Annotated in this window: 14 protein-coding genes; all 14 read right to left on the bottom strand. The window is 34.0% G+C overall.

The window, feature by feature from the left end:
- Positions 1-1,017, bottom strand: a complete 1,017-nt coding sequence (gene galE, locus OD757_RS17250) for a UDP-glucose 4-epimerase GalE (protein WP_263032625.1) — start codon at positions 1,015-1,017, stop codon at positions 1-3.
- The gene (pgi, locus tag OD757_RS17255) at positions 1,010-2,680 is read right to left on the bottom strand and encodes a glucose-6-phosphate isomerase (protein ID WP_263032626.1); all 1,671 of its coding nucleotides are present in this window, start codon (positions 2,678-2,680) and stop codon (positions 1,010-1,012) included. Before pgi ends, galE begins: the two co-directional genes overlap by 8 nt.
- Positions 2,677-3,939, bottom strand: a complete 1,263-nt coding sequence (locus tag OD757_RS17260; protein WP_263032627.1) for a nucleotide sugar dehydrogenase — start codon at positions 3,937-3,939, stop codon at positions 2,677-2,679. The genes pgi and OD757_RS17260 overlap by 4 nt, the downstream gene beginning before the upstream one ends.
- Positions 3,940-4,056: 117 nt before the next feature.
- Complete coding sequence (gene galU / locus OD757_RS17265; RefSeq protein ID WP_263032628.1) at positions 4,057-4,932, bottom strand: UTP--glucose-1-phosphate uridylyltransferase GalU; 876 nt, start codon at positions 4,930-4,932, stop codon at positions 4,057-4,059.
- A gap of 509 nt (positions 4,933-5,441) precedes the next feature.
- A complete protein-coding gene (locus tag OD757_RS17270; protein ID WP_263032629.1) occupies positions 5,442-6,950 on the bottom strand; it encodes a hypothetical protein in 1,509 nt (502 codons plus the stop codon).
- A 237-nt stretch (positions 6,951-7,187) separates the two neighbouring features.
- Positions 7,188-9,062, bottom strand: a complete 1,875-nt coding sequence (locus OD757_RS17275) for a polysaccharide biosynthesis protein (RefSeq protein ID WP_263032630.1) — start codon at positions 9,060-9,062, stop codon at positions 7,188-7,190.
- 141 nt (positions 9,063-9,203) lie between these two features.
- Positions 9,204-10,379 (bottom strand): DegT/DnrJ/EryC1/StrS family aminotransferase, encoded by a 1,176-nt coding sequence (locus OD757_RS17280; protein ID WP_263032631.1) that lies wholly within the window; start codon positions 10,377-10,379, stop codon positions 9,204-9,206.
- A gap of 26 nt (positions 10,380-10,405) precedes the next feature.
- Positions 10,406-11,056, bottom strand: coding sequence for an acetyltransferase (locus tag OD757_RS17285; RefSeq protein ID WP_263032632.1), 651 nt, complete (start codon positions 11,054-11,056; stop codon positions 10,406-10,408).
- Positions 11,053-11,664 carry a sugar transferase gene (locus tag OD757_RS17290; protein WP_263032633.1) on the bottom strand — a complete coding sequence of 204 codons (612 nt, stop codon included), beginning with the start codon at positions 11,662-11,664 and terminating at the stop codon, positions 11,053-11,055. Before OD757_RS17290 ends, OD757_RS17285 begins: the two co-directional genes overlap by 4 nt.
- A complete protein-coding gene (locus OD757_RS17295; protein ID WP_263032634.1) occupies positions 11,661-12,902 on the bottom strand; it encodes a glycosyltransferase family 4 protein in 1,242 nt (413 codons plus the stop codon). Before OD757_RS17295 ends, OD757_RS17290 begins: the two co-directional genes overlap by 4 nt.
- A 1-nt stretch (position 12,903) precedes the next feature.
- Entirely contained in the window at positions 12,904-14,007 is a 1,104-nt protein-coding gene (locus OD757_RS17300) for a glycosyltransferase family 4 protein (protein WP_263032635.1), read from the bottom strand.
- Complete coding sequence (locus tag OD757_RS17305) at positions 14,004-15,191, bottom strand: O-antigen ligase family protein (protein WP_263032636.1); 1,188 nt, start codon at positions 15,189-15,191, stop codon at positions 14,004-14,006. The genes OD757_RS17300 and OD757_RS17305 overlap by 4 nt, the downstream gene beginning before the upstream one ends.
- A 23-nt stretch (positions 15,192-15,214) precedes the next feature.
- Complete coding sequence (locus tag OD757_RS17310; RefSeq protein WP_263032637.1) at positions 15,215-16,630, bottom strand: lipopolysaccharide biosynthesis protein; 1,416 nt, start codon at positions 16,628-16,630, stop codon at positions 15,215-15,217.
- Positions 16,627-17,715: a glycosyltransferase gene (locus OD757_RS17315; RefSeq protein WP_263032638.1), complete on the bottom strand. Its 1,089-nt coding sequence runs from the start codon at positions 17,713-17,715 to the stop codon at positions 16,627-16,629. The genes OD757_RS17310 and OD757_RS17315 overlap by 4 nt, the downstream gene beginning before the upstream one ends.
- Position 17,716 lies beyond the last annotated feature (1 nt).

Here is a 17,716-nt window from a genome sequence, read left to right on the forward strand (position 1 = left end):
TTAGTTATAGCCATTAGGGTTCTGCTTCTGCCAATTCCAGCTATCAGCAAGCATATCTTCTAAACCATATTGCGGCTGCCAACCTAACTCAGCAACTGCACGGCTATTATCTGCAAAAGATGTTGCAACATCGCCAGCTCGACGTGCTACAAATTCAAAAGCTACAGGTATGCCATTAACTTGTTCAAATGTGTCTTTAACTTGCAAAACAGATGAACCATTGCCTGTACCGATATTCCATGCTCGGCAACCTTTCGACTGTAAACGGTTATTTAAAGCACACAAATGTGCATTCGCTAAGTCAACCACATGAATATAGTCCCGCACACCAGTACCATCTACCGTGTCATAGTCATTACCATAAATAGATAATTTCTCACGGCGACCAACAGCAACTTGAGTCACATAAGGCATTAAATTATTTGGAATACCTTGTGGATCTTCACCAATACGTCCACTCTTATGTGCACCGACTGGGTTAAAATAACGTAGCAATGCGATTGACCACTCTGGATTAGATGCCGACAACTTTTGCAATAATTGTTCAACAATCAACTTAGTGTAACCATAGTTATTACTCGGCATACCTGTTGGCATTTGTTCGTTTAAAGGCGATATATTGTCTTCATCGTATACAGCAGCGGAAGAGCTAAACACTAGTCTATAAACCTTAGCTTTTGCCATCGATTTAACCAGTTGAATGCTACCTGCAATATTATTATCAAAATAAATGAGCGGTTTTTCTTGGCTTTCACCTACCGCTTTTAAACCTGCGAAGTGAATAACAGCATCAATTAAATGATTTTCGAAAACACGATCAAGTTCATCCGCATTACGGATATCACCCTGCACAAAGGTTAAACTTTTTTGAGTGATATCTTGAACTCTATTTAAAGATTCTTCTGAGCTATTCGAAAGATTATCAAAAACAATGACTTCATATCCTGCATCTAATAACTCGATACAAGTATGGGAACCTATATAACCGGCCCCTCCAGTGACTAGAATTTTAGCCATCTACCTTTCCTAACAATATTTTAATTAACCCCCGAGTCGAGGCATCAAGTGTTGAAAAATCACTTTGAATACCATTTAAAATCGGAAGTAACTGATCAGCAATCTGTTTACCTTTTTCAACACCCCATTGATCAAATGGGTTAATGTTCCAAATCACAGACTGAACAAATACTTTATGTTCATATAAAGCGATCAGCATTCCTAGATTATACGGGTTTAGCTCATCTAATAATAATGTAGAACTGGGTTGATTGCCTTCATATTGCTTATAAATTGGTAAATTCTCTAATTCAGCTGGGTCTAGAGCTTCATTACCGAAAGCCAATAAGCGTGATTGCGCCAAGCAATTAGAGAGAGCGAGATGATGTTGCTCAACTAAGGCATCTGCGTTTTCAGCATAGGTAAAGTGGTCTGCATTATAACGTTGAATTGGTGCAATAAAATCGCAGCTGACTGCTTGGGAGCCTTGATGTAGCAATTGATAGAAGGCATGCTGGGCATTTGGCCCTACTTCACCCCATACAATTGGGCACGTATCGAGTTCAACTTTTTTACCATCACGCTGTACCGATTTACCATTAGATTCCATTTCCAGTTGTTGCAAATAAGCTGCAAAATACTTTAATCGCCCATCATAGGGTAATACCGCATGGGTCTGAATATTTAAAAAGTTATTATTCCAAATTCCTAACAATGCCATCAAAACTGGAATGTTTTGATCAAAACTCGTATTTTGAAAATGCTCATCGACGGCATGACCTCCTGCCAAAAGTTGCTGGAAGCCTTCCACACCAATCGTCAAAGCAATAGGTAAACCGATACAAGACCATAGAGAATAACGCCCCCCTACCCAGTCCCACAGTAATAACTGATTTTCAGGCGCGATTCCCCATTCTGACATTTTGTCAGATTTTGTAGATACACCAATAAAATGGCTTTTTAATACGCGGGCATGTTTCCCTAACGTTTTTTCTAACCACTGACGCACTGTTTGGGCATTTGATAAGGTATCAATCGTCCCAAAAGATTTTGAAGAAATAATAAATAAAGTAGTTTCTGGGCGAAGTTGATGGAGTAGTTCTGATAACTGACTACCATCCATCGTTGAAACAAAATGAGTGTTAAGGGGCTTAGCCGTTTTCACCTTAAAATCAGATAACGCATGAGTCACCATCTGTGGTCCTAAATCAGAACCACCCACTCCAATATTGACAACATCTTGAATTACTTCGCCAGTAGCACCACGATATTGTCCTGCGTGGATTTTTTCCACTAAGGCATACATACGTTCTAACTGACTATGAACTTGTTCTGTTAAATCTGGAAATTTTGAATAGTCAGCTGGTAAACGCAATGCCCAGTGCATTGCTTCACGTTGTTCGGTACAGTTAATTTTATCTTGTGAAAAAAGACGATTAATCCATTGGGTTAAATTTTTATTCTTCGCGAGAGCTACTAGCTGTTCTAAAATATCCTTAGTTACTCGATGCTTACTGTAATCAAAAAATAATTGATCAAATTTAACAGAATAATTTTGAAAACGATCTGGTTCTAAAGCAAATAGCTCTTTTATATGTAATTTTGAGTTTCTTTCACCTAAAGTTTGAAGTTGGGCTAAAGGTGAGACTAATTCCTTTGGAAATTGCTCAATTGATTTACTCATAAGCGACCTACTCCTTCATAAGCAAAACCTTTCGCCTTTACATAAGCTGGGTCATAAATATTACGCCCATCTAAAATTAAAGGATGCTTCATTAACTGTTGTAGTTGCTTAAAGTCAGGACTCCAATATTGCTTCCATGCCGTGACTAGACATAATGCATGAGCGTCTCGTACCGCCTCATATTGATCAGTACATAAAATTAAATCTTCACGATGCCCATAAATTGCAGCTATTTCTTCTAAAGCTTGAGGGTCGTGCAGGCGTACTATTACACCCTGTGCCCATAATGCAGCTAATAAAATATGAATGGGTGAGTTATGTATATTCGAAGTGTTTTCTTTAAAAGAAGCACCCCAAATCGCAACTGTTTTACCATTTAGACTACAGTGATAATAATTCCATAACTTACGAAATAAAATTTCTTTCTGCTGCTCATTAATTGCCCAAACCTGTTCCAAAAGTCGACTTTTTGTTCCAGTTTCAGAGACAGTACTCGAAAGTGTTAAAATATCATGCGAAAAATTTTCACCACCAAATCCTACACCTGGTGATAAATAGGCAGCGCCAATACGTGTGTCAGCAGCTATACCATGCTTTACATTCGCAATATCAATACCTAACTTTTCAGCAACCATCGCCAAGTCATTCATATAACTAATGCGGGTCGCCAACATGCCTGAAATACTAAGTTTGGTGAACTCAGCATCTAAAATCGGCATAAATAAATATTGGTAACTAAATTGGAAAAAAGGACGCAATAACTCCTGCATAGTTTCACTTGCATCTCTAGATTCCACACCAACAATGACATGTTTTACATTCAATACACTATTGATGGCGTTACCTTCTTGAATTACATCAGGAAAGTAAACCCACTCATCCTTTGGTAAATGCTGTTTTAATTGCTCTGTACCATGCAAACCAAAAGTAGAGCCATTAATCATTAATCGCGGATGAATAATAGGTCGTTCACTTAACTTCTCAACTGTTTTTAATGCAAGTTCAATTTGTGTGGGGCTAAAACAGAATAGATAAACTTCAATATCTAAAGGAATCTCAGAATAAGGACTCTCTTTTAAGAAACCAGCTTGCCGCTGCTTATTTAAATAGTTATTTACATCTTGATCTTGATACGAAAGTACGGAAATATTTTCTTCACAGGTGACACTTGTACACCAGTAAATTTGATTACCATATTCAGCTAATAACGCTGCCATCACGCCGGCATGTAACGTTGTTCCAAATACTGCGATTTTCATTGCACACCTGATTTTTTCGTATTTTATAGATTTCTCTTCCTTTTACAGGAAGAGAATATACTGCTCAGCTACTATATTCAGTAGTTTTTACAAATACTTAAGCAGAACTACAAAACTTTATAATTTAAGTTCTTGAATCAGCTGTTTAAATTCCAATCCTAACTTAGGGTGTGCAACACCATAGTGTAGTACAGCTTTTAAATAACCAAGCTTGCTGCCACAATCAAAAGTTTGGCCTTGCATACGATAGGCTTCAACGGTATCAGTTTCTTGAAGCATCGCGATCGCATCAGTTAACTGAATTTCATTGCCTGCACCTTTCGGTGTATTTTCCAAAAGCTGCATAATCTTAGCTGGTAGAATATAACGCCCCACCACAGATAAATTAGAAGGTGCAGAACCTATAGCAGGCTTTTCGATAATTCCCTGCATAGCAATACTTTCACCCTCATTCGGGATCTGCTTTACATCAACGATCCCATATTGATCTACAAGGTGGTCTGGTACTGCCTCAACCATAATTTGAGCAGCTTGACTTGATCCATAGCGTGCAATCATACGCGATAAATCATTTTGTCCTGAGTTATCTTGAACCAATACATCTGGCAATAACACAGCAAAATCATCTTGCCCAATAATACTTTTTGCGCATAAAACAGCATGCCCTAAACCTAAAGGTTGGGGCTGTCTTATACTTACAACACTTACATGTGATGGAATAATCTGGGTAATTTCTTCAAGTAAATCGAACTTTTTCTTTTGCTCTAGAGTCGTTTCTAGTTCAAAGTTTCGATCAAAATAATTTTCAATTGATGCCTTAGATGAATGAGTTACCAAAATAATTTGCTCAATTCCAGCCTCTACGGCTTCACGCACTACATATTCAATTGCAGGACGATCAACCACTGTGACCATTTCTTTGGGAATTGACTTACTTGCTGGTAAAAAACGTGTACCTAATCCAGCTACTGGTAAAACTGCCTTCTTGATCATAAGAATTAAATAATTTGTGGTTAATTAAAAGTTATGTTGAGTATAGTTAAATTACACCTTTAATCTCTAGTTCCAATTTAACATTATCCCATAATAATAAAATTGCATCAGGAGAATGTACACATTTAGCTATCATTTTTTGTACAAGGACTTTCTTGATGACTTCGTTTTAATGCGCTATGCAGATGCTGGTACTGATCTGTATTGTATTACTCTCTTTGCTATAGTCATATCTAGCTACTAGCGTTATTGAATGAGTTGATATATAAATTTAACTATCGAATTAGATGGGTGCTATCTTTGTATAAGTTTAATGTATAAAACCATCAATAGATATCTAATTATTTATTAACCGGTATTATCAGAAGATAAAAAAAGAGTTCACTAGATAATTAATTTTCCAATTAAATAAAATGACAAGCTATTCCAGAGATAGACGGTCCTTTATATCTAAGAATATATTAATAATAATTTCAAATATTCTTCACTTACCACACTACACCAATAATTTATTTTGATACAACTAAAGTTGGGAAAAAATTAAGAGCATTTACTTTATATGCTGGTGAATTTGGTAAATAACCAGCATAATATTTATTCATAAATTTTTGGTCTTGAATATTAGTAGAATATATTAAATTATATATATTTTCACCAAGTTGTAAAAGTAAGGGATCATTCTCTCCCCATACAATATAACCACCAGCTAAATAAGAATTACTCAAACCATAAGGAGAAATACCCTCATCACAAGTCTTCCCCCCCTTATGATACCCTACTCTATACCACCCATTCGCCCCATTATAATAATTCGAAAATAGTGGATATTGCTTATCTTGATTCCAAACACTCGATTTTAACTGGTTAATAAACCCTACCTTATCAGCATCTGATGGTAAAGTGCTACTAATATTGTCACCATACACTTTCTTGATTGCTATACGATTTCTATCCAAGGCAAAGAACAAATTAGTTAACCTACGTGCATGGCTAAAATCCCACCCAAGATTTTGTTGTTTTTTGATATTACCTAAATTAGCTACAACCATAGTTTTTTGGGAATTATTAGGGTCACAAGCCACTGGCACTTCGAAACTAGAATAGCCTGCATATTTATTATCATTAATAGAATTCCAAAAACCTCGATCCAGATCATTAATACTAATTTTTTTATTATTATATAGGATTGGATTTTTACTTACTCTAGCTTTCATTAAAGAAGATAGAGCTGAAAAATAGTTTTTTTGTTGATCAAAATTACTCTGATTACCAAAAATCTTTATAAGATAATCTGGATGTCTATCTACGATACCTGCGATATTACTAAAAATTACGATCTGCCATAAGTCTTTATCTGTAAACATACTAGAAGATCCATTATGTATATCATTTGGTATTGCTGTTATTCTTTTAGAAATATTTGGAAGCGTATTCATAGACCATTCACTTAATCGATTTACAGATATTTTTGCCGTTTGCACAACGAACTGCTGAGCATGTGAATCCTTTGGATAAACTCGATCTAGCTCATTAGCTACTTCAGAAGCAAAACCTAAAAACTGTACACTATTTAACTGAACTTCTTTCCCTAGTAAATTTCCGTTTTGACAACGAGTGCCTCCACGACATACCCAGACAGCAGCCTGCCCTCCTATTTGAGGTAAAGGTTCTAACTTTTGATAGGTCATCTGGATAATATCGGCAAATTCTCGAATTCTATCTGGATAATGGCAACGAACAGCTAAATCAAATAAATTATTAAATAAAATTTGTGTATCGTAAAGTGCATAGGTATCGCCTTGCTTTATGAGGCGAATATTTAATGTATCTGTGATACGTTTTTTGCCATAACTATCCCATAAACTCCAAGATTGTTGATCATGCAGCCCACCGCAACTATTGGCAGTATTGACCGTATCTGCATGAGTAATATTTGTAGTTATATTTAATACGAATAGAGTAGCCACCAAAAATGTTAGAATAGATGAAAAATAAGTTCTTTTTTTTACTATTTTCATGGTAGCGTCTCTTTTTTATAGGTAATAAACAAATATAAAATTAGGGAAGGAAACATCATTTCCTATTTTATTGCAGTCTATTAGCCTTTTATCATACAAAAAAGCAAGCTGAATTCTAATAGCTAAATTAAATTTACAGCTTGCTATCTCTAAATATAGATTAAATTTTACTTATCCCAATGCTATGTTAGATCTCCAAGCTTAAACTTAGATTAAACTGCTTACTACAAAATACTCTTAGTTCACTCTAACTTCACTGCTCCGTTTGTACCCATCCACATAGTGTTCAAGCTGAGTTAAAGCCCAATCTACATCATGATCAATTGCCGTCATTTGATTGATTTTACTAAATACACACTCAATTTCTTGTAATGGAAAATGCTTCTCAAATGAACGTAAGATACGGGTATGTTCAGTATATTCCGTATTATCCTGATCAATAAGCAGTTCTTCATAAAGTTTTTCACCAGGACGCAAACCACTATAGGCAATTTCGATATCACCATCCAATGATCCTGTTTCTTTCACTTTTAAACCACTAAGCTTAATCATTTGGCGTGCCAAATCTTGAATTCGGACTGGCTCCCCCATATCAAGCAAGAACACATCGCCACCGGAACCTAATGCACCCGCTTGGATCACCAATTGAGAGGCTTCAGGAATAGTCATAAAATAACGGGTTACTTCAGGATGGGTCACTGTTATCGGGCCTCCTTTCGCGATCTGTTGTTTAAATAGAGGAACAACAGAACCCGAAGATCCCAACACATTACCAAAACGAACAATACTGATTTGCGTAGTGGGTTTGGTTTCGGCCACCGCCTGACAATAGAGCTCGGCCATACGTTTTGAGGCACCCATTACATTGGTTGGTCTCACCGCTTTATCTGTTGAGATCAGAACAAAGGTTTCAACCCCTTTCTTCACTGCCGCATTTAAACTATTTGCTGTACCAATCGCATTATTTTTTAATCCTGCAATTGGATTACATTCTACTAAAGGCACATGCTTATAAGCTGCAGCATGGTAAACCGTTTGTATATGATATTGTTCAATAATGCGTTCTAATTTTTGTTGATCTTGAACAGTACCTAAAATTGGAACAATTTCACATGCTGCTGTTTGTCTTAACTCTTTATCAATATCATATAAGGCGAATTCTGTGAGCTCATACAACACCAACATTTTTGGTTGATTCTTGATAATTTGACGGCATAATTCTGAACCAATTGAACCTCCCGCCCCTGTTACCATCACGATTTTATTTTGAATATTTTTAGCAATTAAATGAGCAACTGGCGGAACAGGATCACGCCCCAATAAATCAATAATATCAACTTCTTGTATATCTGAGACCTGAATTTCACCATCCACTAGACGAGTCAAACCAGGCAATTCAGTAATTTTTAAGCGGGCAATTTCAAACTGCTGAATGATTTCTGTTTTCCGAACTCGCCCCACAGAAGGCAATGCCAGTAAAATTTCATCAATACGATCTTTGCTAAAACGTTGTAATGCCTTTTCAACAGAATAAACTTTTAAACCACCAACCATATGGTCTTGCAAAGAACTATTATCATCAATGAAGAAAACAGGTAAATGGTTGTCAGAACGATAAAGCACAGCTGCAATTTGCTGACCAGCATCACCCGCACCATAAATTGCGATACGCTTTCTCTCTTCACCTGTGAGTAATGTAGTCTTTACAATAAAACGAATAAATGCACGACTACACCAGACCCAACTAAACATTAAGAAACCAAACATCAATGGAATTGAAGTTGGAACAAACGCTGCGGAGAATGCATTTAGGCTATATAAAACGATGACCATCAATGCAACAGCAATCGCTAATTTTGCGATAAAGGCTTCGTTAAAAGTACGAACAATAAAGCGATATACCCCTGTTACCATTAAACTTAAAATAGCAACGATAGTAACGATGGCTACTCCATAGTTAATGCCAGGAATAACTTCCGCGCCTAAATCAAACAGTCGAATGGCGTAACATAGCCACAAAATAACAGGAAATGCAAAAAGGTCTACAAGAACCAAAAAACATTGTTTAGCAAGTCTTGGGGCAGACGCAAACTGATAAATAATCTTTTTCACAATACTCTTCTAATCGTTGTAGTAACCGTGCGGTATTTATACTCATTTCTCATATAACTAGAAATAAAATTTACGCAGCGGTTACATAACTTTAAATCAGATCATAATTCAAAAGAAAGCTATGTGAATAGCTTCACATTTTTATGATTGTATAGCTCTACTAACTGCATTAATTGCACTAATTGTCTTTGCTATACTATCTTGGCTTAAAGTCGGATGCACCAAGAACATCAAGCTTGTGTCACCTAATTGCTGTGCATTTTCCAAACGTTTTCCTGGACGCCATGGAGTACCATCAAAAGCATGCTCTAAATAAACTTCAGAACAAGAGCCACTAAAACAAGGCACATCTTTGGCATTAATTTCTTGCATTATACGATCACGTGTCCAACCTTCTGGTAACGTCTCTAAATTCACTTGTACATAACATTTATAATATGCATGTACATAGTCATCAGAAGGGACATGAACGTTAAAGTAAGGAGAGTTTTCAAACGCTTTTAAAATCTTTCCGGCATTTTCAGTACGCTTTTTTGTCCATTCAATCATACGTGTTAACTGAATTCGACCAATAACAGCTTGCATTTCCATCATGCGCCAGTTAGTACCAAATGAGTCATGCAACCAGCGGAAACCTGGAGGATGTTGTTTATTATAAATACTATCGTAGCTTTTCCCATGGTCTTTATATGACCACATTTTTTTCCAAAGTGCTTCATCATTTGTGGTGACCATACCGCCCTCACCACCAGTTGTCATAATTTTATCTTGGCAAAAAGACCAAGCAGAAATATGACCGATTGATCCTGCAGCTTTACCTTTATATTTTGCACCATGAGCCTGTGCGCAATCTTCAATAACATAGATACCACGCTCAGCAGCAAGTTGCATAATCGGATCCATATCACACATCCAACCAGCTAAATGTACACAAATAATCGCTTTCGTATTTGGTGTAATGACAGCTTCAATCGTACGTCGTGAAATATTCTGAGAATCTAATTCTACATCGGCAAAAACAGGATTAGCACCGGCGGTTACAATTGAACTTGCTGAAGCTAAAAAGGTACGAGACGTCACAATAACATCATCACCTGCACCAATATCTAAAGCTTTTAATGCGACATCTAATGCCACGGTACCATTTGCCAAAGCTACCGCATATTTTGTATCAGAAAAATCTGCGAATTCTTTTTCAAAAATTCTACATTCTTGACCGGTCCAATAATTTACTTTATTTGATAGTAATACATTTTTGACTGCGTCAGCTTCTTCTATGGTAAAACTTGGCCATGGTTCAAATGCAGTGTTTAACATTTTGATTTCCTAATAAAAAATATTTCTTACTTACTTTCTAAAATTCTGGCTGGGTTGCCAACAACTGTTACACCAGCTGGTACGCTTTTAGTCACTACAGCACCCATACCAACAATAGCACCTTTACCAATCACTAATGGTTTGTCGGGTGTACCTTGCTTAATAATTGCTCCTGCACCAATATATGCATGATCTTCAATATGAATATTGCCATTACACTTCACGCCAGGGGCGAATGTAACATAATCTCCAATTACGCAGTCATGAGCCACATAACTATAAATATTAGCGTGGAAAAACTTTCCAATTTTTATATTAGAAGTTAAGCAGGTAAATGGGCAAAGTAAACTCCCTTCTCCTATCTCAACCTCATCAAGAATTACCGTATTTGTAGCTTGAACCGCTAAATGTCGTATACCATCCTTTTCTAAAAGACTGACTAACTTTTCCCGAATAACACTATTTGCTATAGCAATTGTTATAGCTTTGTGATCAATTGGTTTACTAATAAATTCAAAATAAGTTAGTACTGGATATCCATTTAAAATAGTTCCAGCTTGGCTATCATCAATAAAAGCAAATTGCTCTTTACTTAATGTTGGGAACTGCTGACGCACCAAAGGCATAACTTCCTTACCAAAACCACTAGCACCATAAACACCAATAATTATTGTCATTTCTTCTCTATCTCCTTCTCTACTGAACCAGTGAATTTACTCATCGTCGCTTCACCCACTTCATTAATATCATCTTTAGCAATTACTTTTTTTACGGTTTGTAGCATAATTTTAAAATCTAACCAAAGCGATCTGTTCTCTACGTACCACGTATCAAGTTTGAATTTTTCTTCCCAGCCAATTGCATTACGTCCATTAACTTGAGCATGACCAGTCATCCCTGGACGTACATCATGACGCTTCGCCTGTTCTTTATTGTAAAGTGGCAAGTACTCCATTAGTAAAGGTCTTGGACCTACAATACTCATATCACCTTTAATGACGTTCCAAAGCTCAGGCATTTCATCCAAACTGGTAGCGCGGAGCATTTTGCCAAATGGAGTTAAGCGCTCATTATCAGGCAGAAGATTGCCTTGAGGGTCTGTTGCATCTTTCATAGTTCGAAATTTAATCATTTCAAACGGTTTACCATGTAAACCAGGACGAATTTGGCGGAACAAAACTGGTGAACCTAAGTTTTTTTTCACCTTATATGCAACATAAAAATATAAAGGTGAAAGCAGAATTAATGCTATAGAAGCAATAATAATATCGACTAAACGTTTCATAAGTTATCCTTAAAAACAATATTTTCGAGTTTTTCTGCAATCATGGCATATTCAAGGTTTTGTAATACAAACTGTTTACCATTGGCACCTAGCTGTTGCCTTTGCTCTGCAGTAAGTGCATATAATTGTTCTACCGCCCCTACGATTGCTTGAGGATCTTCTGCTTCAATCGTAATTCCCGCTTGTGCTTGCTGAACAATATCACCCTTACCAGAAAAGGCATGAATAATTGGCTTACCTGCATATAGGTATTCAGGTAATTTATTGGGTGCTATACCAAAACGATAAAGTGGATTTTTTTGCCAACCTATATAACAAACATCAAATTGCTCAAGCATTGACTGAATCTGCTTCTTGGGAATCGCATCAATAAAAGTAATATTCTTTAAGCCCAAAGAATTAACTTTTTGTATTAAATTATCTTTTTCCTTTCCCGAACCTACAAGAACAAAATGTAAATGTGGATTATTTGATAGCCTCTGTGCTGCTTCAATAAGGTCATCTATAGCATTAGCAACACCAATTGTTCCTGTGTAACCAACGATAAATTTATTTTGAGGTAATTGAGTAAACGCTTCTGTACTTAGAGGTTGTTTTTGAGACACCTCATCTAAAGGTATCCCATTAGGGATCCAGTGAAACTTACTACTATCTAAACCCCGACTTTGCATATGTTCAATAGCATTATATAAATTTGAAAATACGTAATCAGCTTTTCTATAAGCCCTGTCTTCAATCCATTGCATAAATTTTATAAATGGATGGCTTGGAGAATGACCGCCTAATTCCATTAATGTTAGAGGCCAAATATCCCGCACTTCAAAGATAAAGGGAATATTAAATTTATTAGCTAAATATTTAGCCCCCAAATAACCAATAAGTGAAGGAGAAGAATATAAAATTACATCAGGTTTTACTGGAATTACATTTGCCAAAGTACGCAAGAGCCATGAAAACTTAAACCAGTTTAATACACGTTGTTTGCTATGTGCTTCTTCGTATTCTGGTAAATTCACCCATACAAATGAGAAATTAGGAATAATTTCCTCAACGAGATACTGTTCCTCAAATTTCTTCGGATTACGAAGCAAATGACTATAACGCCCAGCAATCACATAAACTTGATGACCCTTTTTAGCTAACTCTTGCGCTAAATAATAGTGTCGACCACCCATTGCTGTTTCAGGAGTTGAGCTATATTGGTTAATAAACCAAAAAGTTTTTTTATTTTTCATCATTTCAAATATCCAAAATACTTGAATAGAAATTCAAAAGTTTATTTTCTTCAATGCTCCAATTATACTTTTCTAAAACTGCAGCTCGGCCCTGTTCTCCAAGGAGTCTAGCCTTATCAGGATTATTTATAAAATAATCGATAGCCTTAGCAATTTCATAAGGTTTTAAAGGATCAACACAAATCCCACACTGCGCGTCATTTACAATAGAGCGCCATAAAGGAAAGTCTGAAGCAATTACAGGTATTCCTGCACACATATATTCAAACATTTTTACAGGCAATGAATCTAAATAGCTTCGTGTTGGATGTAAAACAACTAAACCCGCAACAGATGAAGTTAAGGTATTCTTTATTTCATTTCGGCCTACATAGCCTAGAAAGTTAACTTTTTCCCATCCTTCCATTTCTATTACAGATTGCTCTAGGTTTTTATCTGAAAAATCTCCAGCAAGTACCAATTTTGCTTCACTTTGTGTTGAATTAATTGCTTGAACCATTTCAACAATTCCACGTACATCTGCTAAACCACCGATATAACAAACTTGATTACCTTTTAAAGCATTTGTGGGGATTGAGCTAAACTCTTCTAATTTTGGGTAATTATTAATATCGATTGTATTTTTATTAATTTTAAGGAATTTATCTCGAATAAATGGGGTGGCTGCCACAATACCATCTAATTTAGCACAAGCATATTTTTCATAAGTTTTGACTAAAAAAGCAATGATCTTTTTAGATATAGGATTCAAATAATGCTTGGACATGATCTGATTAGGTAAATCTTCATGGGCATCAAAGAAAACTTTTTTTCCCATTTTTTTTAGTTTTAAACCGATTGGAATAAGTTCAGGATCATGGAGATGATAAATTTCCGCCTGTAAAGCAAGTGCTTTTTCAAATACAGCATTAGGAGCATTAAGCATACGGTCTTTGCGACCGTTAAATTTACCAACATCAAGAATATTAACCTGATTTTTGACTTCATTCCCGTTTCCATCAGCCACAACTAAATAAGTATCGTAGCTTTGGGTAAGAGAACAACATTGCTTAACAAAAATACGCGTATCAAAACGAGGATGGGCAGAAGTCAAATGTGCAACTTTCATAGCTTTACCTTCTGTTTAGAATCACAATATATAATAATATACAATAATACAGTTATAGACATTAATTGATATCCACTATAAGCATTATTAGTCAACATAATAATTAACGTTGCAATGGTATATAGAAACAGTGTTAAACCAGCAACATTATTTCTATTTTTAAAACCCTTAATTAAGAGATAGAAAATCAAAGAGGAAAAAACTAAACAACCTAAAATTCCATATCTCATTAATATAAGAATATATTCAGAGTCAAAATTTGTAGTGTATTCTTCCTTAGATGGACCCACACCAAATATAGGTGAACTATAAAACACATTAATAGCCATATCCAATGTATCTAAACGAGCATTCACACTACTATTATCACCTTCTTTCGCATATTCATATCCATTCACAATATAAGATAAATCAAGATATTTGAATATAAGAAAGACTCCTGCCCCCAAAAATATAGGAACTAAGATTTTATATATTAATCTAATTTTAGATAAAAAAGCATAAAATACTAAAGAAACAATTAAAGCAACTAAAGTTGTACGACTCTGAGTATAAAAAACAGAAATAAAGCAGCATATAAAAATAATTAAAGCTATTTTACTTTTTCTATAAGCAAATAATATTAAGAAAAATAAAGTAAAAAACACCCCTATAACCGCACCTACATTAGGATTTGAGCCAGTTATTGGCAACCTAAAACCTGTTTCAATACCAAGTAAATGAGGACTGCTAGCTCCGCCCAAATAAAAAATACTAACTAAATAACCTAAATTTAATGGATTAATTAATTGTAAAAAGAAAATTAACAAATATATAAATACAGCAAAATAAATATATTTCAAAAAAAGATCAAATGAAATATATTTATTAACACTATGAAAAATTATAATATACGGAATATATTGAAAATATTTAAAAGCCTCTAAATAATTAGAAAAATTATAAACAGAAAAACCAAAAGCATTTGAGTATAAAGAACTAACAAAGACAATTAAACATAATAAAAAAACAAGAATTGTAAACCAGCCTACTTTCACATTGTAAAATAAAATACAAAAAAGCAAAATAATAGAAATTAAACTAGTTAAATATAGACCAAAACCAAAAAAAGAAAAAAATGGGAAAACTAATGAGGAAACTAGACCAAAAGAAGCCAGATTTATTAGTATATCATCTTTACTCATACCAAACCTTTAAATAATTAATCTTACCTACATTTCAAAATATTAATTAAAGAAGTAAAACTCATCTTTAAAATATTTAAAAATATAACAACATTTGAAATAAGTAAAAGAAAAGCCCCAATAGTAGTATAAATATAATTTAAATGCATTATTCCTACACTTAGCGAAAAAATAAGACATAAAAATGTAGATAAATATATTTTCTTACTATTAATACTCTCCCATACAATTTTAGAGAATTCAGTGCGCAAAATAAAATACAGCCAAAAAGATACTGATATGGATATAGCTGCTCCTAATGCTCCATAAGATGGTACTAAAATAACTAATAAAATTAAATTAACTATCAAACCTAAGATACTGATTAGAACAGAATATTTTGTTTTTCTTTTTACTAAAATACCCACTGCGGTAGCTTCAGATAAGGTATAAAACAACGGTTGCATAACGCATAAGAGCACTATATATTCAATTCCTAAATATTTATTAGGTAAAAACTTAGGGATTATAGGCATTAAAATACTAATAAAAATTACAACAATAGAAATTAATAAGGCAATATACTCGCTAACTTTTTCGACCTCATTTCTACCTTTTCCTTCTTTAATTAACTTAAATACTGATGGAGCCCAAATTGTATTAAAAATGGAAGTTAAAACACTAAAACCTGCTGCTACACTAGTTGCTACTCCAAAAATACCAACTTCTTTTAATGTAGAAAATTTTAGCAGAAGAATTCGAGAAGAGGATTGCATTAACCAAAAAACTAATCCACTAACAACTAGAGGTAATCCAAAAGCCAACATTATTTTCAGTAAAGAAACATTAAATTTTGCATAAAAGAGCTGCAAAAATTCTTTTCTAGTAAAAAAGACAAATATTAAAAAAACAAAAAACAAAGAAAAACTTTGTATTATTATTAATTTTTTAAAATCAAAAGTACTTTGGCCAAAAAAATACAAATAAAGAATTGCTAATAACAATATTAGTTTAGGAGAAAACTGACTAATAGAATATAATAACCCTCTTTCTTGCATTCTTATTGTTAAAGATATATATCTCAAAAATATTGTTAAAAGCACACATATTATCGTCATCCATGACAATAAAGCAGAGGAAATATGATAAGCATACTGTGCTATTAGCTTAACATTAAATAAGAAAAAAAATACACATATTAAACAAAGTGCAATTGATGTTATTAATGTTGTTTTAAATAATACACCATGATTATCTGTTTCATGATATTCTCTTATATAAGCTTGATCTAAACCTAAAGTAAATAAAATACAAGAAAAACTCAAAATAATTTGTAAAATACTAAACCGACCAATGTCTTCAATAGAAAACAGCCAAGCTAACATAGGTATTGTTACAATACCTAAAACAGCAGCTCCAATAGGCCCAATACTAAAATGTAAAATTTTCTTTATATTCATTTTAAAACTATTTCATAAAGTTTCTTAAATTTTTCTACTATTGCTTGGGCCGAATAATCAGTATTTTTTAATGCCAAGCCTCCTACTTCAAGTTGATCATTTAATATTTTATTCTCCAAATTATTTAAGCTAAATTCAGAATAATCTTCTAAGATAAAACCTGAATTTTGCTCTACAAAATTTTTATATGGTTTTATATTACTTAATATCGGAAAACTTCCTCTTAAGAATGGTTCAATCACTCCTCCTCCTAAAGCATCAGAAATAGGAATAGATACATGATATTTTGTTTGACTATAAAGAACGTATAACTCATTTGTATTTAGCAATCTATTAATAAAAATTATTTTATCTCCTTCTGCTCCTAATTTATCTTTAAAATTTTTAACATCTTCCTCAGATGAAAAACCACGCAAAACAACAATCTTCAATTCTTTAATATTCAAGAGTTTTTTAATAACTTTTACAACATTATCTGGATCATATACTTTTGATAGCCCTCTAGGAAAAACTATTAAATGATTATCCTTTTCAATATTATATTCCTTATTCAACATAGCTTGAATCAATTGATAATTAGTATGTGAAGGCTCTTCTACGGGAAACCCCCAGTAAAAAACATTAGTTTTATTTTCAATATATTTTCCATGTTTTTTTATCAGCTCCTCCAATATATGATTAGAAGAGGTATGCATCAAATTTGCTCTTTTTATAACTATTGCATTAATTAACTTAAATATTTCTCTCTTTAAAAATGAGCCTTTATTAGGTGCCAACATAACGTCAGAACCCCATAAACCTACTATTAATGGCTTTTTCTGGAATATAGCCATAATCCCATAATGATTAATAATATGAGCATGCACTATGTCAGGATTTAGTTTTTTTACTAATTTATTAACTTTATAAAATTTGAAATAATCAATAAAACTATTAATTTCACCTAAACTAATTACTTTTTTTTCTAAATCAGTTTCCACATTAAAGCTTGCAACCCACACCTCACATTCACTATATTTTTCTAAAGCTTTAGATAAACGCTGAACAATAGGTGAAGAATAGGGTGCAAGCATTAATATTTTCATT

It is taken from the genome of Acinetobacter sp. AYS6 (genome assembly GCF_025630795.1).
GTDB lineage: Bacteria > Pseudomonadota > Gammaproteobacteria > Pseudomonadales > Moraxellaceae > Acinetobacter.

What these genes read in the sequence shown, in the direction of transcription:
- galE (WP_263032625.1), bottom strand. Translation starts at nt 1,017, where the DNA reads ATGGCTAAAATTCTAGTCACTGGAGGGGCCGGTTATATAGGTTCCCAT.
- pgi (WP_263032626.1), bottom strand. Translation starts at nt 2,680, where the DNA reads ATGAGTAAATCAATTGAGCAATTTCCAAAGGAATTAGTCTCACCTTTA.
- OD757_RS17260 (WP_263032627.1), bottom strand. Translation starts at nt 3,939, where the DNA reads ATGAAAATCGCAGTATTTGGAACAACGTTACATGCCGGCGTGATGGCA.
- galU (WP_263032628.1), bottom strand. Translation starts at nt 4,932, where the DNA reads ATGATCAAGAAGGCAGTTTTACCAGTAGCTGGATTAGGTACACGTTTT.
- OD757_RS17270 (WP_263032629.1), bottom strand. Translation starts at nt 6,950, where the DNA reads ATGAAAATAGTAAAAAAAAGAACTTATTTTTCATCTATTCTAACATTT.
- OD757_RS17280 (WP_263032631.1), bottom strand. Translation starts at nt 10,379, where the DNA reads ATGTTAAACACTGCATTTGAACCATGGCCAAGTTTTACCATAGAAGAA.
- OD757_RS17285 (WP_263032632.1), bottom strand. Translation starts at nt 11,056, where the DNA reads ATGACAATAATTATTGGTGTTTATGGTGCTAGTGGTTTTGGTAAGGAA.
- OD757_RS17290 (WP_263032633.1), bottom strand. Translation starts at nt 11,664, where the DNA reads ATGAAACGTTTAGTCGATATTATTATTGCTTCTATAGCATTAATTCTG.
- OD757_RS17295 (WP_263032634.1), bottom strand. Translation starts at nt 12,902, where the DNA reads ATGATGAAAAATAAAAAAACTTTTTGGTTTATTAACCAATATAGCTCA.
- OD757_RS17300 (WP_263032635.1), bottom strand. Translation starts at nt 14,007, where the DNA reads ATGAAAGTTGCACATTTGACTTCTGCCCATCCTCGTTTTGATACGCGT.
- OD757_RS17305 (WP_263032636.1), bottom strand. Translation starts at nt 15,191, where the DNA reads ATGAGTAAAGATGATATACTAATAAATCTGGCTTCTTTTGGTCTAGTT.
- OD757_RS17310 (WP_263032637.1), bottom strand. Translation starts at nt 16,630, where the DNA reads ATGAATATAAAGAAAATTTTACATTTTAGTATTGGGCCTATTGGAGCT.
- OD757_RS17315 (WP_263032638.1), bottom strand. Translation starts at nt 17,715, where the DNA reads ATGAAAATATTAATGCTTGCACCCTATTCTTCACCTATTGTTCAGCGT.